The following is a 22,707-nucleotide window of genomic DNA, read 5'->3' as shown; positions in this document are numbered from 1 at the left end:
CGCCATCGAGCGGTCTCTGGTCGACGTCTATGCCCGAGTGCTTGGCATGGATCCGCGTGATGTCGGGCTCGAAGAGTCGTTCTTCGACTTGGGTGGCGACTCGCTATCGGCGATGCGGGTGATCGTCGCGATCAACACGGAGCTCGATGCCGATCTGCGGGTGGGCACCATCTTCGACGCGCCCACGGTCGCCCAATTGGCGTCGCGCATCGGCGAAGAATCGGGGCGGCTCACGCCGCTGGTGGCCGGGCGCCGGCCCGCGGTGCTGCCGTTGTCGTTCGCCCAGAGCCGGCTGTGGTTTATCGATCAGTTACAGGGCTCTTCGCCGGTCTACAACCGGGCGGTGGCGTTGCGGTTGCGGGGTCCGCTCGACGCGGGCGCGCTGCGTGCCGCGCTGGCCGATGTGGTGGGCCGCCACGAGAGCCTGCGCACGGTGTTTTCTGCGGTGGACGGCATACCGCGCCAGCTCGTGCTGCCCGTCGAACGTGCCGACTTCGGCTGGGAGATCGTCGACGCGGCCGACTGGCCGGCGGAACGGCTGACCGGGGCGATCGAAGAAGCGACGTGCCACAGTTTCGACCTGGCCTCCGAGATACCCTTGCGGGCAAGGCTTTTCAGCCTCGGCGACCGGGAGCACGTGCTGGTGATCGTGGTCCACCACATCGCCGGGGACGGCTGGTCGATCGGTGTGCTGGCCGCCGATCTGGGTGTGGCGTACGTCAGCCGGTGCGCGGGGCGCGTCCCGGGCTGGGCCGCGCTGCCGGTGCAGTACCTCGACTACACGCTGTGGCAGCGACGCAATCTGGGCGATGCGGCGGACCGCCGCAGCCCGCTCGGCGCGCAGGTGGCGTTCTGGGAGGAGGCGCTGGCCGGTCTGCCCGAGCGCCTGCAGCTGCCAACCGACCGCCCCTATCCGGCGGTAGCCGATCACCACGGCGCCAGCGTCGTCGTGGAATGGCCGGCGGAGTTGCAGCGGGGGGTGCGCGACGTCGCCCGCCGGCACAACGCGACCAGCTTCATGGTCGTGCAGTCGGCGCTGGCGGCGCTGTTGTCGCGGCTGAGCGCCAGTTCCGATGTGGCGATTGGTTTCCCGATCGCAGGCCGGGGCGCCCCCGCGCTCGATGGCCTGGTGGGCTTTTTCGTCAACACCCTGATCCTGCGGGTCGATCTGGCCGGCGACCCGACCTTCGCCGAGTTGCTCGGGCAGGTGCGGGCGCGCAGCTTGTCCGCCTACGAGCACCAGGATGTGCCGTTCGAGGTGTTGGTCGATCGGCTGAACCCGCCGCGCTCGCGGACGCATCACCCGCTGATCCAGGTGATGCTGGCCTGGCAGAACTTCACCTTCCGATACGACGACCCCGCCGCGGGACTGGCGCTGGGCGACCTGCAGACCACCCCTGTCCCGCTGCAGACCCGCACGGCCCGCATGGATCTGTCGTTCTTCCTGGCCGAACGCGTCGACGCCGCCGGCGAACCCGCCGGGATCGGTGGGACGGTGGAGTTCCGGACCGACGTGTTCGACGCCGCCAGCATCGAAGCGCTGGTCGGACGGCTGCAGACGGTGCTGGCGGCGGTCACCGCGGATCCGGCGCGCCGCCCGTCGTCCGTCGATCTCGTCGGTCCGGCCGAGCGCGCCCGCGTGGACGGATGGGCCAACCGCGCCGTGCTGACGCGGCCTACGCCACCGGCGGTCTCGATCCCGGCGGCGTTCGAGGCGCAGGTGGCCCGCGCGCCCGGGGCGGTCGCGCTGAGTTGCGACGGCTCGGCCATGACATACCGGGAAGTTGACGAGGCGTCGAACCGGCTGGCGCACATGCTGTCCGGCCGCGGCGCGCGACCGGGCACGTGTGTGGCGCTGCTGCTGCAGCGGTCTCCCGAGGCGATCGTGGCGATGCTGGCGGTGCTCAAGGCCGGAGCGGCGTACCTGCCGCTGGACCCAGGGCTGCCCGCCGATCGGTTGGACCTCCTGCTGGCCGACGCCGGGCCGGTGGCTGTCCTCACCCGCGCCGAATTCGCCGGCCGGTTCGACGGGCATGACGTGATCGATGTCGCCGACCCCGCACTGCCCGGCCATCCGTGCACGCCGTTGCCCGCGGTGGCCGACGCCTCTCAGGTCGCCTACCTCATCTACACGTCGGGCACCACCGGGGTGCCCAAGGGCGTTGCCATCACCCACCACAACCTGACGCAGCTGGTCACGTCGCTGGACGGCGGCCTGCCCGCGGCGTCGGAACGGGTTTGGTCGCAGTGGCATTCCTACGCCTTCGATTTCTCGGCCTGGGAGATCTGGGGTGCGCTGCTGCGCGGCGGACGGCTGGTGGTGGTGCCCGAGTCGGTTGCGGCCTCCCCGAACGACTTTCACGACCTGCTGATCGCCGAAGGGGTCAACGTCTTGACCCAGACCCCTTCCGCGGTAGGGATGTTGACGGCCGCGGGGCTGGAATCGGTGGCGCTGCTGATGGGCGGAGAGCCCTGCCCGTCGGACGTGGTCGACCATTGGGCGCCCGGGCGGGTGATGATCAACGCCTACGGCCCCACCGAAACCACGATCTACGTGGCGTTGAGCGCGCCGCTGGCGCCGGGTTCCGGTGCGGCCCCGATCGGTTCGCCGGTAGCGGGTTCGGCGCTGTTCGTGCTGGACGAGCGGCTACGGCCAGTGCCGCCTGGCGTCGTGGGGGAGCTGTATGTGGCCGGCGCCGGGGTGGGCGTGGGCTACTGGCGCCGCGCCGGACTGACGGCCGCGCGGTTCGTGGCCTGCCCGTTCGGCGCGGCCGGGATGCGCATGTATCGCACCGGGGACCTGGTCTGCTGGCGGCCGGACGGGCAGTTGCGCTACGTCGGCCGCGCCGACGAGCAGGTCAAGATTCGCGGGTACCGCATCGAGCCGGGCGAGGTGCGCGCGGCGCTGGCCTGCCTCGACGGCGTCGACCAGGCGGTTGTGCTGGTCCGGGAGGACCGCCCGGGCGACAAGCGTCTGGTGGGCTACGTGACCGGATCGTCAGACCCCGCCGAGGCACGCTTGGAGTTGGCGCGGCGCCTGCCGCCGTACCTGGTCCCCGCCGCGGTGGTGGCGATCGACGCGCTGCCGCTGACCGCCAACGGCAAACTCGACGCCAGAGCGCTTCCGGCACCGGAATACGTTGAGCTGGACAGGTATCAGGCCCCGATAACCCCCGTCGAGGAGATCGTGGCGGGGATCTACGCCCGGGTGCTCGGCGTGCAGCGGGTGGGGGTGGCGGAGTCATTTTTCGACCTGGGTGGCGATTCGCTGTCGGCGATGCGGGTAATCGCCGCGATCAACACCGCGCTGGACGCCGACCTGAGGGTAGGTGCCCTTTTCGACGCGCCGACGGTCGCCGGGCTCGTGACGCGGATCGGCGAACGCCGCGATGCGTTGGCGCCGTTGGTGGCCGGCGCGCGGCCCGCGAGGGTTCCGCTTTCGTTTGCGCAGAGCCGGTTGTGGTTCTTGCACGAATTTCAGGGTCCCACAGCCGTTTACCACATGCCGGTGGCGTTGCGGCTGCACGGGCGGCTGGATTCGGACGCTCTGGGCGCGGCGCTGGCCGACGTGGTCGCCCGCCACGAGAGCCTGCGGACCCGGTTCGCCGTGTCCGACGGGACGCCCGAGCAGGTGGTGGTCGCATCCGAGCGGGTGGACCTCGGCTGGCAGGTCATCGATGCCACCGGATGGTCGACGGCCCGCCTTGACGAGGCCATCGCCGCCGCGGCGCTGCTGCCGTTCGACCTTTCGGTCGATATCCCCCTGCGGGCCATGGCTTTCCGTGTCTGCGATCAGGAGCACGTGCTGCTGGTGGTGGTGCACCACATCGCCGCCGACGGCTGGTCGGTGGCGCCGCTGGCGCGCGACTTGGGGGTGGCATACGCCGGCCGCTGCGCCGGCGGGGCCGGCCCCGAATGGGCCGAATTGCCGCTGCAGTACGCCGATTACACGCTGTGGCAGCGCGCCCAGTTCGGAGATGTCGACGACAGCGACAGTGCGATCGCGGGGCAGTTGCGATACTGGGAAGGCGCCCTGGCGGGGCTACCCGAACGGCTGCGGTTACCCACCGAGCGGCCCTATCCGCCGATGGCCGATCAGCGCGGCGCCAAGGTGGCGGTGCACTGGCCGGCGCACCTGCACCAGCGGGTCCGGGATGCCGCGCGCGCACACAACGCGACCAGCTTCATGGTGTTGCAGGCTGCGCTGGCGGTACTGCTGTCCAAGCTCAGCGCGAGTTCCGATGTGGCGGTGGGGTTCCCGATCGCCGGGCGCCGCGACCCCGCCCTCGACGAGCTGGTGGGCTTCTTCGTCAATACCCTGGTGCTGCGCGTCGACCTGGCCGGCGACCCGACCGTCGCCGAACTGCTGGCGCAGGTCCGCGAACGCAGCCTGGCGGCCTACGAACACCAGGACGTGCCCTTCGAGGTGCTCGTCGAACGGCTCAACCCGCCCCGATCGCTGACGCATCACCCGCTGGTCCAGGTCATGCTGGCGTGGCAGAACAACTCCGCGCCGGAGCTGACCCTGGGTGATCTGCGGGTCTCGCCGATGACGGTGGACACCAACACCGCCCGCATGGATCTGACGTTCTCCCTGGCCGAGCAGTGGACCCCGACGGGGGTACCGGCCGGGATCGGCGGGACCGTGGAATTTCGCACCGACGTGTTCGACGCCGCCGGCATCGAACAGTTGGTCGGACGGCTGGCGACCGTGCTGACGGCGATGACGGCCGACCCGGGTCGCCGGGTGTCGTCGGTGGACCTGCTGGACCATGCCGAGCATGTCCGGCTCGACTCCTGGGGGAACCGCGCGGTGCTGTCGCAGCCCGCGCCCCCGGCGGTGTCGATCCCGGAGGCGTTCGCCGCACAGGTGGCCCGCACCCCGCGCGCGGTGGCACTGAGTTGCGACGGCCTGACGATGACATACCGGGAGGTGGACGAGGCGTCAAACCGTCTGGCGCACTTGCTGTCCAGTCGCGGTGTGCGGCGTGGGACGGGGGTGGTGCTGCTATTCTCCCGCTCAGCCGAGGCAATCGTCGCGATGGTTGCCGTGCTCAAGACGGGCGCGGCCTATCTGCCGATCGACCCGTTGCTGCCGGCGGCGCGGGTCGCGTTCATGATCACCGATGCCGCGCCGGTGGCCGCCGTCACCACCGCGGCACTCCGGACCCGGCTGCAGGACTCCGGCCTGCCCGTCGTCGTGGTCGGTGACCCCGAAATCCAGGCTTGGCCCGGCACACCCCTGCCGATGCCCTCCGCCGACGACATCGCGTACCTCATCTACACGTCGGGCACCACCGGCGTTCCCAAAGGCGTTGCCATCGATCACCGCAACGTCACCCGACTGTTCCGGGTCAACGGCTTCTTCCGGCCGCCCCACGACTCGGTGTCGTTCACGGTGAGCCAGTGGCATTCGTATGCGTTCGACGTCTCGGTGTGGGAAATCTGGGGTGCGCTGTTGTGTGGTGGACGGTTGGTGGTGGTGCCCGAGGAGGTGGCCGCGTCGCCGACCGACCTGCACGCCCTGCTCGCCGCCGAAGGCGTCAGCGTGTTGAGCCAGACACCTTCGGCGGTAGGGGCTTTGACGCCGGCGGGACTGGAGTCGACGGCGCTGGTGGTCGCCGGTGAGGCGTGTCCCGCCGAGGTGGTGGATCGGTGGGCGCCCGGACGGGTGATGATCAACGCCTATGGCCCCACCGAGACAACGGTTTACGCGTCGATGAGCGGCCCGCTGACCGTGGATTGCGGATCGCCGCCGATCGGTTCACCGGTGTCGGGTGCGGCGCTTTTCGTGCTGGACGGTTTTTTGCGTCGCGTGCCCGTCGGCGTGGTGGGAGAGTTGTACATCGCCGGTCGCAGTGTGGGCGTGGGCTATTGGCGGCGGCCGGGACTGACCGCTTCGCGGTTCGTGGCCTGCCCATTCGGCGGCCGCATGTACCGCACCGGGGACCTGGTGCGGTGGCGCGCGGATGGGCAGCTGGAGTACCTCGGTCGCACCGACGACCAGGTCAAGATTCGCGGGTATCGCATCGAGCTCGGCGAGGTGCGCGCGGCGCTGGCCGCATTCGACGGCGTCGACCAGGCGGTGGTGATCGTTCGCGAGGATCGCCCGGGCGACAAGCGTCTCGTGGGCTACGTGACCGGGTCCTTGGACCCGGCCGCGGCGCGCGACGAGTTGGCGCGGCGGCTGCCGTCGTACCTGGTTCCCGCCGCGCTGGTGGTGCTCGATGCGCTGCCGTTGACGGTCAACGGCAAGCTTGACCGCCGCGCTTTGCCGGCGCCGGAATACGGTGACGCCGAAGCGTATCGGGCACCGTCATCGCGGGTCGAGGAGATCCTGGCCGGGGTCTACGCCCAGGTGTTGGGGTTGGACCGGGTGGGGGTCGACGAGTCGTTTTTCGAGCTCGGCGGCGACAGTATCTTGTCGATGCAGGTGGTGTCGCGGGCGCGGGCGGCGGGGGTGTTGTGTCGTGCGCGCGATGTGTTTGTGGAGCAGACGGTGGCGGGGTTGGCGCGGGTGTGCGGCCTGGCCGAGGGTTCAGCAGGTGTGGTCGACGAGGGTGTCGGCATGGTCGTGGCGACGCCGATCATGCGGTGGTTGGCCGGTGTGGCTGGTCCGGTGCAGCAGTTCAACCAGTCGGTGGTGTTGCAGGCGCCGGGTGGTGTCGGTGCGGCCGATGTGGTGGCGGTGTTGCAGGCGTTGCTGGATCGGCATCCGATGCTGCGGTTGCGCGTGAACGACGACTGGTCGCTGACGGTGCCTGAGCCCGGATCGGTGGACGCCCACGAGTGCCTTCGCGTGGTCGACGTGCTGTCCGACCACACGCTGATCGCGGCGCGGTCGCGGCTGAACCCGGGAGCGGGGGTGATGCTCAGCGCGGTGTGGGCTGTCGACACAGGTGAGTTGGCGTTGGTGGTGCACCATCTGGCGGTCGACGGGGTGTCGTGGCGGATCATGTTGGAGGATCTGGCGATCGGCTGCGCTCAGCACGCCGGTGGGGGGCCGATTGTGTTGGCGCCGGGCGGGACCTCGTTTCGGCGCTGGGCGTCGCTGCTGGGTGAGTGCGCGCGCTCGTCGGCGGTGGTGGAGCAAGCGCAGCGGTGGCGTCAGGTGCTCGCGGTGCCCGCCGTGCTGCCCGCGGTGCGTCCCGCGGTGGACACCTTCGCCACCGCGGAGCAGCTGTCGCTGTCGCTGGACGCGGAGACGACGCGTCAACTGCTCGGCGCGGTGCCGGCGGCGTTTCACGCCGGAGTCCAGGACATTCTGCTGATCGCGTTCGCGCTGGCGTGCGCGGAGTTGTTCGGCGCCAATGCCGTTGGGGTCGATGTCGAGAGCCACGGCCGCGACGAGGAACTGGTGCCCGGCGTCGACCTGTCGCGCACGGTCGGATGGTTTACGGCTCGATACCCGGTCGCGCTGGCCGTGGGTGGGCTGCGCTGGGCGCAGGTGATAGCGGGTGATGCGGCGCTGGGAGCGGCCATCAAGGACGCCAAGGAGCAACTCCGGGCGCACCCGAACCCCATCGGCTACGGGCTGTTGCGCTACCTCAATACCGAGACCGACATTCTCGGGGCCGAGCCGTCGATCGGGTTCAACTACCTGGGTCGGCTTGGTGCGGTGACCGCGGGCGGGGGTTGGCAAGTCCATCCGCGGACCGCGGACAACAGCAGCGCCGGGCTGCCAATGCCGTTGTCGCACACCGTCGAACTCAACGCGGCCACGGTGGACACGGACACCGGTGTGCAGTTGCGCGCCAACTGGATATGGGCGTCGTCGGCGGTCGACCGCGACCAGATCGGCCGGCTTGGCCGGCTGTGGTTTGAGGCGCTGGCCGGTATGTGCGCGCACGTACGATGCGGCGGGGGCGGCTTGGCGCCGTCGGACATCGTGCCGGCGCGGTTGAGCCAGAAAGAGATTGACGAGCTGGCACGGCAGCACCGCGTCGCCGACGTGCTGCCGTTGACCCCGATGCAGCGCGGGCTGCTCTTCCACGCCAATACGACAGTGGGTGACACGTACGCGGTGCAACTGGATTTCGCCGTTCACGGTGCACTGGACCCCGATCGGCTGCGCGACGCGGTGCAGGCGGTGGTCGAGCGGCATCCCAATCTGGCGGCGCGGTTCCGCGACGAGTTCGATGATCCGATCCAGGTCATTCCCGCCGACCCGGCTGCGGGCTGGCGGTACATCGCACTGGATTCCGACGAGCAGATCCGCCGCGTGTGCGCCGACGAACGCGCCGCGGTGTGTGATCTGGCCGGGCAACCGGCGTTTCGGGTCGCGCTGATCCGTACCGGCGACCACCGGTATCGGTTTGTGCTGACCAATCACCACATCGTGGCCGACGGATGGTCCATGCCCATCCTGTTGCGTGAGATCTTCGCCAGCTATCACGGGCAGCGTCTGCAGGCGCCGACGCCGTACCGGCGGTTCGTGACCTGGCTGGCCGACCGGGACCTCGACGCCGCGCGCGCGGCCTGGCGCGAGGCGCTGACCGGCTTCGACACCCCCACCCTGGTCGGTTCGCCCGGAGCGTCGGGGCCGGGACCGCGCAACGCCACCCTGTTTCGAATCCCCGAAATCACGACGCGGGCCCTCACCGAGTTGGCCCGGTCGCGGCACGCCACCGTCAATCTCGTTCTGCAGGCTGCTTTCTCGCGGCTGCTGATGTCGCTGACCGGTCGGCATGACGTCGCCTTCGGAACGACGGTCTCCGGAAGGCCCGCCGACATCGTCGGCGCGGAATCGATGGTGGGGCTGTTCATCAACACGGTGCCGGTGCGGGCGACGGTCACGCCGACCACCACCACGGCGGATCTGATTGACCGGCTGCAAACCGCGCACCACGCGACCTTGGAGCACCAGCACCTGGCTCTCAGCGAGATCCACCGCCTCACCGGCCATGACAGTCTCTTCGATGTCCTGTTCGTGTACCAGAACTTCCCGCTCGACGCCGCCGCGCTGTCGGGCGCACGCGAACTGGCCATCACCGAGATGTCCAGGCACGACTACAACCACTACCCGCTGACCATCCAGGTTCTGCCGGGATCCGAACTGGGCGTGCGCGTCGAATACGACACCGAGGTGTTCGGCGCCGACGAGGTCGAAGCGTTCTCCCGGCGGTTGCAGCGGGTGCTGGTCGGCATGACCGCCGATCCCAGCCGGCCGATCTTTTCGATCGATGTGCTGGACGCTGCCGAACATGCCCAGCTGGCGGAGTGGGGTAACCGGGCGGCGCTGACCCGGGCCGCGACGGTGGGGGTGTCGCTTCCGGTGTTGTGGGCCGCGCAGGTGGCCCGCACGCCGGATGCGGTGGCGTTGACGTGCGAGGGCCGCTCGCTGGCGTATCGGGAGCTCGACGAGCAGGCCGAGCGGTTGTCCCGTGTGCTGGCCGGGTGCGGGGCGGGGCCGGGTCAGTGTGTGGCGCTGCTGTTTTCGCGATCGGTGCACGCGGTCGCGGCGATCCTGGCGGTGCTCAAGACCGGGGCGGCGTATCTGCCGATCGACCCGTCGCTGCCGTCGGCGCGGATCGAGTTCATGCTCGCCGACGCCGCGCCGATCGTCGCGCTGACCACGGGCGCGCTGGCCGGGCGGTTCGACGGGCACGAGGTAGCGGTCCTCGATGTCGAGGCGACTCAGGAGGTGGCCGCTTCGGGCACCGCACTACCGGCACCGGATCCAGACGACATCGCCTACGTCATCTACACCTCGGGCACCACCGGCGTGCCCAAGGGCGTGGCGGTCACCCACGGAAACGTCGCCGCGTTGCTGGAATCGCTGGATGCGCGCCTGCCGCACGCGGGCGTGTGGTCGCAGTGGCACTCGCTCGCCTTCGATGTGTCGGTGTTCGAGATCTTCGGTGCGCTGCTGACCGGAGGCCGGCTGGTGGTGGTGCCGGACGACATCGCCCGCTCACCCGAGGACCTGCACGGCCTGCTGCTCAGTGAACACGTCAGTGTCCTCAGCCAGACGCCATCGGCGTTTCATGCGCTGCAAACCGCGGCGCGGCCCGGACCGCGGTTGGCGCTGGAATCCGTGCTGTTCGCCGGTGAGTCGTTGGAACCGCGTCGGCTGCGGACCTGGCTGGGCGACATGGGATCGCCACGGATGCTCAACCTGTACGGCACCACCGAGACGACAGTGCACGCCTCGTTCCGGCAGATCGTCGTCGGCGACGCGGACGGCAATGCCAGCCCCATCGGCGCGCCCCTGGCCCACCTTGCCTTCTTCGTGCTGGACGGCTGGCTGCGGCCGGTGCCGATCGGCGTGGTCGGGGAGCTCTATGTGGCGGGGGCCGGGGTCAGCGCCGGATACCTGCGGCGGCCGGGCCTGACCGCGTCGCGGTTCGTGGCGTGCCCGGCGGGCGGCCGCATGTACCGCACGGGGGATCTGGTGCGGTGGCGCGCCGACGGCACGCTCGACTACCTGGGCCGCGCCGACGAACAGGTCAAGGTGCGGGGATACCGCATCGAGCTGGGGGAGATCGAAAACACCCTGCTGGCCTGCCCGGAGGTCGCGCAGGCCGTCGCCACCGTCCACCACGGCGTGACCGGCGGAGCCCACCTCGTCGCCTACATCACGCTGGACCGCATTGCCGCCGAGACGGCCGAGCGGGACGCCGAGATCGTGGGGCAGTGGCAGCACGTGTACGACGACCTGTATGGCGCTGCCGCCGGCGACGTGGAGTTCGGCCAGGATTTTCGGGGCTGGAACAGCAGTTACACCGGGGCGCCGATTCCGCTCGAGCAGATGCAGGAGTGGCGCGCGGCCACGGTGGAGCGGATTTTGGCGCTGGGGCCGCGGCGGGTGCTGGAGATCGGCGCGGGCTCGGGGCTGGTGTTGTCGCAGGTCGCGCCGCACTGCGAGCGTTATGTGGCCACCGATGTATCGGCGGTGACGATCGAGAACCTGGCGCGCGCGCTGGCGCCGCTGCCGTGGCGGGATCGGGTCGAGTTGGTGGCGCAGCCGGCGCACGTCGTCGGGGGGCTGCCGCAGGCGGGCTTCGACACGATCGTGCTGAACTCGGTGGTCCAGTATTTCCCGAACGCGCAGTATCTGGCGCAGGTCATCGACACCGCGCTCGGTCTGCTGGCGCCGGGCGGGGCACTGTTCATCGGCGATGTCCGCAACCACACCTTGCAGGACGACTTCTACACGGGCGTCGCGCTCGCGGATGGCGCGGACGGGCACGACATCGCCCGGCGGGTACGCCGCGCCACGATCACCGAATCCGAATTGCTTTTGGCGCCAGAGTTTTTCAGCGCCTGGGCGCACGGGCGGCCGGGGGTGGCCGGTGTCGACATTGAGGTCAAGCGGGGGTGGGGCGACAACGAGCTGAACCGGTACCGGTACGACGTCGTCGTGCACACCGAGCCCGCGTCGGTGCGGTCGGTGGCCGGGGCGCCGGGGTGGGAGTGGGCCGGCCTGGGCGAGTTGGGCGCCCGGTTGGCGTCGGAGCGACCCGCGGTTGTCCGGGTGAGCGGCATTGCTCGGGCCGGGTCGGTCACCGATGTGCCCGCGGTGACGCCCGAGGAACTCTACCGCCTGGGCGAGGCCGCCGGATACCGCGCGGCGGTGACCTGGGGTGCCCAAACCGGCTGTCTGGATGCAGTTTTCGTGTTAGCGGGCGATGAGGCGCTGAGCGATGTCTATCTGCCGCAGCAGCGGGGCGCCCACGCCAACGACCCGCACGCCAACGCCAGGCTCGCTGCGGTGCGCCAGCGGTTGAGCGCGCGGTTGCCCGAATACATGGTCCCGACGCACATCGTGGTGCTCGACGAATTCCCGCTGACCTCGTCGGGCAAGCTCGACCACCGCGCCCTGCCGGCGCCGGAGTACGGCGACGCTGGCAGATACCGGCCGCCGTCGTCGGCGGTCGAGGAAATTCTGGCCGGCGTCTATGCCCAGGTGCTGGGGCTGGAGCGGGTGGGGGTCGACGAGTCGTTCTTTGAGCTCGGGGGCGACAGCATCCTGTCGATGCAGGTGGTGTCGCGGGCGCGCGCGGCGGGGGTGCTCTGTCGTCCGCGTGACGTGTTTGTGGAGCAGACTGTGGCGGCGTTGGCGCGGGTGGCCCGTGTCGCCGAGGACCGGGCCGCCGCCGTGGACGAGGGCGTCGGTGTGGTGGTCGCGACGCCGATCATGCGCTGGTTGCTGGGTGCGGCTGGTCCGGTGGAGCAGTTCAGCCAGACGGTGGTGTTGCAGGCGCCGGGCGGTGCCGGCGAGGCCGATGTGGTAACGGCGTTGCAGGCGTTGCTGGATCGGCATTCGATGCTGCGGTTGCGGGTGGATGAGGGAGACACCGTCGGCGACTGGTCATTGTCGATACCGGAGCCGGGAGCAGTGGATGCGCGCAAGTGCGTGCAGTCGGTGGCGACGCTGTCGGATGAGGTGTTGGTGGGGGCGCGATCGCGGCTGGATCCGGTCGCGGGGGTCATGGTCAGCGCGGTGTGGGCCGCCGAGAATGGGCAGTTGGCGCTGGTGGTGCACCATCTGGCGGTCGACGGGGTGTCGTGGCGGATTCTGTTGGAGGACTTGGCGATCGGTTGGGCCCAGCATGCGGGCGGGCAGCCGATTGCGTTGGCGTCGGGTGGGACGTCGTTTCGGCGGTGGGCGTCGCTGCTGGGTGAGCATGCGCGTTCGACGGCGGTGGTGGAGCAGGCCGATGCCTGGCGGGCGATCGCGGGGAAGCCGGCGCTGCTGCCCGCGCCGCTGCCGGAGGTCGACACGTTCGCCACCGCGGAGCAGTTGTCGGTGTCGTTGGACGAGGAGACGACGCGCGCGGTGTTGGGTCTGGTGCCGTCGGCGTTTCATGCCGGGGTGCAAGACATCCTGTTGATCGGGTTCGCGCTGGCGTGCGCAGAGATGTTCGGCGCCAAGGAGATTGGCATCGACGTGGAAGGCCACGGGCGTGACGAGGACGTCGCGCCCGGTCTCGATTTGTCGCGCACCGTCGGATGGTTCACCACGAAGTACCCCGTGGCCCTGGAGGTTAGCGGGTTGACTTGGGGGCAGATCGCGGCCGGGGACGCCGCGTTGGGGTCGGAGGTCAAGCAGCTCAAGGAGCAGCTTCGGGCGGTGCCGAACCCGCTGACTTATGGGCTGTTGCGGCATCTGAACCCCGACGTGGAGCTGGTCGGGCCGGATCCGACGATCGGGTTCAACTACCTGGGGCGGCTGGGGGGTGTGGCGGGCGCCGGCGCGGGTTGGGGTGTGCTGCCGCGGGCGGCGGGTCAGGGCAGTGCCGGGTTGGCGATGTCGTTGCCGCACACCGTCGAGTTGAACGCGGCCACCGTGGATACGGATGCGGGTCCGCGGTTGCGTGCGGACTGGTTGTGGGCGTCGTCGGTGCTCGATCGCGACCGGGTAGGGCGGTTGGGCCAGTTGTGGTTTGAGGCGTTGGCTGGGATATGCGCGCATGTGCGCCGTGGTGGTGGTGGGTTGACGCCGTCGGATGTTGCGCTGGTGCGGTTGAGTCAGCACCAGATTGACGAGTTGCAGCGCCAGCATCGGGTGGCTGAGGTGTTGCCGTTGACGCCGATGCAGCGCGGGCTGCTGTTCCACGCCGGCACCGGGCAGGACGACGTGTATGCGGTGCAACTGGATTTCGCCGTGGCCGGTGCGCTGGACCCGGACCGGCTGCGGGGAGCGGTGCAGGCGCTCGTCGAGCGGCATCCGAACCTGGCGGCGCGGTTTCATGACCAGTTCGAGGAGCCGGTGCAGCTCATCTACGCCGACCCCGTTGCGGCATGGCGGTATATCGAACTTGACCGCGACGAGCAGGTGCAGCGGGTGTGTGCGGAGGAACGCGCCGCGGTGTGCGACCTGGCCGGGCAACCGGCGTTTCGGGTCGCGCTGATCCGCACTGGCGAGCACCGCTATCGATTCGTGCTGACCAATCACCACATCGTGGTGGACGGCTGGTCGATGCCGATCCTGTTGCGCGAGATCTTCGCCGGTTACCACGGGCACCGGCTGCCCACGCCGGTGCCGTATCGGCGGTTCGTGACCTGGCTGGCCGACCGGGACCTCGAGGCCGCCCGCACGGCCTGGCGTGCGGTGCTGGCCGGCTTCGACACCCCCACCCTGGTCGGGGCGCCTGATCGGCTGGGTGTGGGCCCGCGCGGCGCGAGCTCGTTCCACCTGCCGACGGCCACCACCCGCGCCATCGGCGAGTTGGCGCGTCGCTGCCATGCCACCGCGAGCACGGTCCTGCAGGCTGCCTGGGCGCATCTCCTGAGCGGGTTGACCGGTCGGCACGACGTCGTCTTCGGGGTGCCGGTCTCGGGGCGGCCCGCCGATCTGGCCGGGGCCGAATCGATGGTCGGGCTGTTCATCAACACCGTGCCGGTGCGGGCGACGTTCACAGCGGTCATCACCACGGCGGAGCTGATCGATCGGCTGCAAACCGCGCACAACGACACCCTCGAGCACCAGCACCTGGCTCTCAGCGAGATCCACCGCCTCGTCGGCCAGGAGCGGCTGTTCGACACGCTCTTCGCTTACGAGAACTATCCAATCGATACCGAAGCGCTGCGCGACGGCGCGGGCGGCCTGGCCATCACCCAGCAGACCAGCCGCGACTACACGCACTATCCGCTGAGCATCCGCATCGTGCCGGGCCACGAGATCGGCGTTCGCATCGAATTCGACGCCGAGGTTTTCGGCGCCGACGAGATCGGGGCGCTGTTCGGGCGGTTGCAGCGGGTGCTGGCGGACATGACGGCGGATCCGGCGCGGCGGCTCTCCTCGCTGGATTCACTCGACGAGCGCGAGCACGCCCACCTCGCCAAGGTGGGAAATCGGGCGGTGCTGGCCCGGACCGGGTCGGTGCAGGCATCGATTCCGGTGTTGTGGGCCGCGCAGGTGGCCCGCACGCCGGATGCGGTGGCGTTGACGTGCGAGGGCCGCTCGCTGGCGTATCGGGAGCTCGAAGAGCAGGCCGAGCGGCTGGCCCGTGTGCTGGCCCGGTGCGGGGCGGGGCCGGGTCAGTGTGTGGCGCTGCTGTTTTCGCGGTCGGTGCACGCGGTCGCGGCGATCCTGGCGGTGCTCAAGACCGGGGCGGCGTATCTGCCGATCGACCCGTCGCTGCCGTCGGCGCGGATCGGGTTCATGCTCGCCGACGCCGCGCCGATCGTCGCGCTGACGACCGGCGCGCTGGCCGGGCGGTTCGACGGGCACGACGTGGCCGTCCTCGACGTCGAAAGGTGCGTCGATACCGCGCCGAAAACCGTCCTACCGCAACCCAACCCCGAGGACATCGCCTACGTCATCTACACCTCGGGCACCACGGGCGTGCCCAAGGGCGTGGCCGTCACCCACGGCAACGTCGTCGCGCTGCTGCAGTCGCTGAATACGCGGCTGCCGCGCGCGGGGGTGTGGTCGCAGTGGCATTCGTTGGCCTTCGACGTCTCGGTGTTCGAGATCTTCGGCGCGCTGCTGAGCGGCGGCCGGCTGGTGATCGTGCCCGAAGGCATCGCCCGCTCACCCGAAGACCTCCACACCCTGCTACGCGCCGAACACGTCACCGTCCTCAGCCAAACCCCATCCGCGGCCGGTGCGCTGTCGCCGGAGGGTCTGGAATCGGTCACCCTCGTGGTGGCCGGCGAGGCCTGCCCGGCCGAACTGGTGGACCGCTGGGCACCGGGCCGGCTGATGATCAACGCCTACGGCCCCACCGAGACCACGGTGTACGCGGCGATGAGCGCGCCGCTGCACGCGGGCACACCGCCGATCGGCTCGCCGGTGCCGACGGCGGCGCTGTTCGTGCTCGACGGGTGGCTACGGCCGGTGCCGGTCGGCGTGGTCGGCGAGTTGTATGTGGCGGGAGCCGGTGTGGGCGTGGGCTATTGGCGCCGTCCGGGCCTGACCGCAGCTCGATTCGTGGCATGCCCGTCCGGCGGCCGCATGTACCGCACCGGAGACCTGGTGCGATGGCGCGCCGACGGCCAACTCGACTACCTCGGCCGCGCCGACGAACAAGTCAAGATCCGCGGCTACCGCATCGAACTCGGCGAGGTGCGCACCGTCCTGGCCGCGCTCGACGGCGTCGACCAGGCGGCGGTGATCGCCCGCGTGGACGGCCCCGCCCCCGCGCGGCTGGTCGGTTATGTCACCGGCACCGGCGACCCGGCCGAGATCCGCGCCCGGTTGGCCGAGCGGCTCCCGGACTACATGGTCCCGACGGCGGTGGTGGTCTTGCCGGCGCTGCCGCTGACCCCCAACGGCAAACTCGACACCCGCGCCCTGCCGGCGCCGGAGTACCAGGATGTCGATCGCTATCGCGCCCCCGCCACCCCGATCGAAGAAATCCTGGCCGGCATCTACGCCCAGCTGTTCGGGCTGCGGCGGGTCGGCGTCGACGACTCGTTCTTCGAGCTGGGCGGTGACTCGCTGCTGGCGATGCGGCTGATCGCCGCCGCGAACAACGCCCTCGACGCCGGCCTCGCCGTGCGCGCGGTGTTCGAGGCACCCACCGTCGCCGACTTGGCGCGGTACGTCGGCGGGGACGCGGGCCGGCGCGCGCCGCTCAGGGCAGACGCGCGGCCCGCGGTGGTGCCGTTGTCGTTCGCGCAGAACCGGCTGTGGTTCCTGCACCAGCTACACGGCGCGCTGCCGGTCTACAACATGACGGTGGCGCTGCGCTGCACCGGGCGGCTGGACGCCGACGCGCTGCAAGCGGCGCTGGTCGACGTCGTGGGCCGACACGAAAGCCTGCGGACGCTGTTCGTGGCGCCCGAGGGCGTTCCGCGGCAGCTGGTCGTCGCCGACGATCGGATCGATTTCGGCTGGGCGGTTATCGACGCGTCCGCCTGGCCAGCGGCCCGGCTGGATGCGGCCATCGCCGGGGTGGCGCGCTACAGCTTTGACCTGTCGGCCGAGATTCCCTTGCGAGCAAGACTTTTCCGCATCGCCGACGAAGAACATGTGTTGGTCGCGGTGGTGCACCACATCGCGGCGGACGGCTGGTCGGTCGGTGTGCTGGCCACCGACCTGGGCGCGGCGTACGCCGCCCGGTGCGCGGGGCGGCCGCCGGGCTGGGCCGAATTGCCGGTGCAGTATGTCGATTACACGCTGTGGCAGCGAGAAACCCTCGGCGATCTCGCCGACCCCGACAGCGTCCTCGCCGCACAACTGGCCTATTGGGAAGACGCTTTGGCGGGCGTGCCCCCTCGGTTGGAGCTGCCCACCGACCGGCCGTATCCGTCGGCGGCCGATCACCGCGGCGACAGCGTGCCGGTCGAATGGCCTGCGACGCTGCAGGAGCGGATGGCCCGCATTGCCCACGAGCACAATTCGACCATGTTCATGGTGGTCCAGGCGGCCCTGGCGGTGCTGCTGTCCCGCCTCGGCGCCAGCACCGATGTGGCGGTGGGCTTCCCGATCGCCGGCCGAGGCGATCCCGCACTGGACCGCCTGGTGGGTTTCTTCGTCAACACCCTGGTGCTGCGGGTCGAGTTGCCCGGCGACCCGACCTTCGCCGAGGTCCTCGCCCAGGTGCGGCAACGCAGCCTGGCCGCCTACGAGCACCAGGACGTGCCCTTCGAGGTGCTGGTCGATCGCCTCCAACCGCCCCGGACGCAGGCACACCATCCGCTGATCCAGGTCTTGCTGGCCTGGCAGAACATCACCCCGCCACAGCTGAGCCTGGGCGACCTGCGGGCCACCACCCTGCCGCTGCAAACCCACACCGCCGTCATGGATTTGGCCTTCTCTCTCGCCGAACGTTTCACCGATGCGGGCGCGCCGGACGGGATCAGCGGGGCGGTGGAGTACCGCACCGATGTGTTCGACGCGGCCCGTATCGAGGCCTTGGTTGCACGCCTGGAGCGGGTCCTGGTGGCGATGGCGGACGACCCGTCGGCGCGGCTGTCGTCGCTGGACCTGCTCGACGCCGACGAGCGCGCCAGGCTGGACCGGTGGGGCAACCGGGCGGCGCTGGCGCTGCCCGCCGCCTCCGCCGGCGTGACACAAGCCTCGATTCCGGCGCTGTGGGCCGCGCAAGTCGCCCGCACCCCCGCGGCGGTCGCGGTGCAATCCGGCGCTCAATCGTGGACCTACCGCGAGGTCGACGCCGCCGCCGACCGGTTGGCGCGCCAGCTTGCCGATCATCGTGTGCGCCCTGGATCGCATGTGGCGCTGATGTTTTCCCGCTCGGTGCAGGCCATCGTCGCGATCCTGGGCGTGCTCAAGTCGGGGGCGGCGTACGTGCCGATCGACCCGGCGCAGCCCGCGGCCCGGCTCGACTTCATGCTCGCCGACGCCGCGCCGGCGGCCGTCGTCACGACGGCCGAGCTGCGGCCGCGCTTCGACGGGCACGACGTCGCGGTGATCGACTTGGACGCGCCGGGAACCACGACCGCGCCCCGTCCCGTCGCCCAGGACGCTCTCGGCGTCGATGACGCCCACGCCGTCGCCTACGTCATGTACACCTCGGGCACCACCGGAATGCCCAAGGCGGTGGCCGTCACGCAGCGCAGCGTGATCCGGCTGGTCGAGTCACTCGGCTCGCTGCCGCGCGGTGGCGTTTGGGCGCAATGCCATTCGTACGCCTTCGACGTCTCGGTGTGGGAGATCTTCGGGGCGCTGCTCGGCGGCGGTCGCCTGGTGGTAGTGCCCGAGTCGGTGGCGGCCTCGCCGAGCGACCTGCACGACCTGCTGGCGACCCACCGCGTCGACGTACTCACCCAGAGCCCGTCGGCCGTCGCGATGCTGTCGCCGAAGGGGCTCGAGTCGATGGCGCTGGTGGTCGGCGCGGAGGCCTGCCCGGCCGAGCTGGTCGATCGGTGGGCGCCGGGGCGGCTGATGCTGAATGCCTACGGCCCGACCGAGACGACGGTCGACGCCGCGGTCAGCGCGCCGCTGCGGCCCGGTTCGGGCATACCGCCGATCGGCTCGCCGGCCGCCGGCGCCGCGCTCTTTGTGCTCGATGCGTCGCTGCGGCAGGTGCCGGCAGGCGTCGTGGGGGAGCTGTACGTGGCGGGTTCCGGCGTCGGCGTGGGGTATTGGCGTCGTAGTGGCCTCACGGCGGCGCGTTTTGTGCCGTGCCCGTTCGGCCCACCGGGGCAACGCATGTACCGCACCGGTGACCTGGTGCGCTGGCGTCCCGACGGGCAGCTGGACTTCGTCGGCCGCGCCGACGAGCAGGTCAAGATTCGCGGATACCGCGTCGAACTCGGCGAGGTGACCGCCGCGCTGAACGGACTGCCCGGCGTGGAGCGCGCGGCGGTGATCGTCCGCGAGGACCGCCCGGGGGACAGGCGCCTGGTGGGCTACGTGACCGGGTCGGTGGACCCGGCCGCGGCGCGCGTTCAACTCGCCGAGCGGCTGCCGTCGTACCTGGTCCCCGCCGCCGTGCTGGTCCTGGACGCGCTGCCGTTGACCGTCAACGGCAAACTCGACACCCGCGCCCTGCCGGCACCCGAATATCGCGACACTGCGCATTACCGCGCGCCGGCCACCCCGACCGAGGAGATCGTCGCGGGCGTATACGCGAAAGTCCTTGGTCTACAACGGGTTGGGACGGACGACTCGTTCTTCGATCTCGGCGGCGACTCGCTGACCGCGATGCGCGTGGTCGCGGGTGTCAACGCCGCGCTGGACGCCCAGCTCAAGGTGGCCACCCTGCTCGACGCGCCGTCGGTTCGCGCGTTGAGCCGGCGGCTGGGCCGAAAGGCCGACGCGCGGTTCGCGGCGCTCCACGGACCCGACCCGAGCGAGGTTCACGCACGCGACCTCACGCTGGACTGCTTCATCGACACCGCGACGCTGGCCGCGGCCCCGGGGCTGCCCGGCCCGAGCCCGGAGGTGCGGACCGTCCTACTGACGGGGGCGACCGGCTTCGTCGGGCGCTACCTCACCCTGCAACTACTCGAGCAGATGGAGTCGGTCGACGGCACGCTGATCTGCCTGGTGCGCGCCTCCTCCGACGACGACGCCCGGCGGCGACTGGACGCCGTCTTCGACAGCGGCGACCCAGAACTACTGCGCCACTACCGGGAATTGGCGGTCGACCACCTGCAGGTCATCGCCGGCGACAAGGCCGAACCCGACCTGGGGCTGGACCGGCGGCGGTGGCAGCGGTTGGCCGAAACCGTCGACGCGATCGTCGACTCCGCGGCGGTCGTCAGCGCCGTCCTGCCCTACGGCGAGCTGTTCGGACCCAACGTCGTCGGCACCGCCGAGCTGATCCGGATCGCGCTCAGCGTCAAACTCAAGGCCTACAGCTACGTCTCGACCGCGGACGTCGGCGAACAGGTCGAGAGGTCGGCGTTCACCGAGGACGCCGACATCCGCGTCGTGAGCGCCACGCGCACCGTCGATGCGGGGTTGGCCGGCGGCTACGGCACCAGCAAATGGGCCGGCGAGGTGCTGCTGCGCGAGGCGAACGACCTGTGCGGGCTGCCCGTCGCGGTGTTCCGCTGCGCCATGATCCTGCCCGACCCCACCTATGCCGGCCAGCTCAACGTGTCGGACATGTTCACCCGCATGGCGCTGAGCCTCATGGCCACCGGCATCGCGCCGGCCTCGTTCTACCGGCGCGGGGCCGACGGCAGCCGATTGCCGGCGCACTTCGACGGGTTGCCGGTGAAGTTCGTCGCCGAGGCGATAGCCACGCTGCGGCCCCAACTGGCCGGGGAGCATTCCACCTACCACGTGATGAACCCGCACGACGACGGCATCGGGCTCGACGAGTACGTCGACTGGGTGATGGACGCCGGCTACCCGATCGAGCGCGTCGACGACTTCGACGAATGGCTCACGCGGTTCGAGGCCGCCCTGCAGGTACTGCCGGACCGTCAGCGCCGGCACTCCGTGCTGCAGATGCTGCACATGCGTAATTCCGCGCCCGCGCGGCCCTTGGAACCGACCCACGGCGCCTACGCGCCGACCGACCGCTTCCGGGCGGCGGTGCGCGAGGCGAAAATCGGCCCCGACAAAGACAATCCGGACATCCCGCGGATCTCACCGGCCGTCATCCTCAAATACGTCACCGACCTGCAATTGCTCGGACTGCTGTGATGGCCGTGCTCACACTGCTTCGGGCGCATTGGGCGTCGATGGCGCTGAGCTTGCTGTTGCTCGGCGCGGTGACCGTGCTCACCCTGCTGCAACCGCTGCTGGCCGGCCGCCTCGTCGACCGGGCGGCGGCGGGTGCGCCGATCCTCACACCCGTCGCCCTGCTGGCCGCAATGCTCGTCGGGCAGTTTCTGCTGGACGCGGTCGGGCACTTCCGGCTGGACCGGACCGGCGAGAAGATCGTGCGCGGGTTGCGGGCCGACTTCACCGATCACGTTGTACGCCTGCCGATCGACCTGTTGGATCGCGGTCGCACCGGGGACCTGCTGGCCCGCGGCGCCAGCGACGTCGGCCTGCTGCGTGACATGCCGCGCGCCCTCGGTGACGCGGTGTTCGGGGCGCTGACACTGCTGGGCGCGAGCGCGCTGATGTTGTCGATCGACGCCGCCACGGTCGGAGTCGTGGTGGCCGTCATGGCGGCCGCGTTCCTGGCCGGCGGACCGTTCCTGGCCCGCATCCAACGCGCCTCGCTGGACCGCCAGGCCGCGCTCGGCGACTACACGTCCGGGCTGGACCGGGCGCTGGGCGCCGCGCGGACCGTCAAGCTGTACGGCGCCGAAGAGCGCGAAGTGAAATCCATTGGCGCCAGCGCGCACAACGCCTACCGGGCCGGTGTTCGCATCGCGCTGGCCACCGCCGTCGACCTGTCCGTCATCCGACTGGGCGTCACCGGCTCGTTCCTGGCGATCATGATCATCGACGGGCGCCGCGTCGCCGACGGCAGCCTGACCGTCGGCCAGTTCGTGACGCTGTTCGCCTTCGCCATGTACGCGGTCTTTCCCGTCACCGCCGGCATCACCGCGCTCAACGGGTTGCGCACCGCCGCCGGCGCGTACCAGCACCTCACGACCACCCTGCGGGAGCTGCCCGAGGGCGACCCGCCGAACTTCGTTGCTGGCGCATCGGACAGCGGAAACCGCTCGGCGCTGGTCGAATTCGACCATGTCTCGTTCGGCTACGGCTCGCAGCCGGTGCTGGAGGACGTCTGCTTCACCCTCGTCCCCGATCAGGTCACCGCGCTCGTCGGGCCATCGGGCTCCGGAAAGTCGACCCTGTTGGCGCTGCTGTGCCGGTTTCAGGACCCGGACGCCGGCGCCCTGCGCTGGGCGGGCTGCGACTTCCGCGCCATACCGCTGCGCGAGCTGCGCGGCCGGCTCGGGCTGCTGGAGCAGGATGCGCCGGTGCTCAACGGCACGATCCGCGACAACCTGCTCATCGCCGATCCCGACGCCGTCGACGCCGACCTTTGGCGGGTCCTCGACGAGGCGAACATCGCGGCCGAAATCGAAGCTCTGCCTGGGCAACTCGACGCCCCGGTGCTCGAGCGTGGCCGCGGGCTGTCCGGCGGGCAACGCCAGCGACTGGCGCTGGCCCGCGCGTTCCTGTCGCGCTCGCAGCTCATCCTGATGGACGAACCCACCGCGCATCTGGATCGCGCCAACGAATCCGACGTGATGGCCAACCTGCTGCGGGCGCGCGGCGGACGCAGCGTGCTCGTGGTCACCCACCGACTGTCCACCGTTGCCCACGCCGACCAGATCCTGGTGCTCGCCGACGGCCGGATCCAGGCCGCCGGCACCCACACCGAACTGCTGAGCACGCCCCTCTACCGCGAGCTGCTGGTCGACTAA

Annotated in this window: 2 protein-coding genes; both read left to right on the top strand. The window is 70.4% G+C overall.

What is annotated here, in order from left to right:
- Positions 1–4 precede the first annotated feature (4 nt).
- On the top strand, positions 5–21,019 hold the full coding sequence (locus AC5Y5V_RS18460; RefSeq protein WP_499938353.1) for a non-ribosomal peptide synthase/polyketide synthase: 21,015 nt from the start codon (positions 5–7) through the stop codon (positions 21,017–21,019).
- Positions 21,019–22,707 carry an ABC transporter ATP-binding protein gene (locus AC5Y5V_RS18455; protein ID WP_499938191.1) on the top strand — a complete coding sequence of 563 codons (1,689 nt, stop codon included), beginning with the start codon at positions 21,019–21,021 and terminating at the stop codon, positions 22,705–22,707. The genes AC5Y5V_RS18460 and AC5Y5V_RS18455 overlap by 1 nt, the downstream gene beginning before the upstream one ends.

This window comes from Mycobacterium sp. NGS68, assembly GCF_059812195.1.
This window is presented reverse-complemented; position numbering and strand designations above follow the sequence as displayed.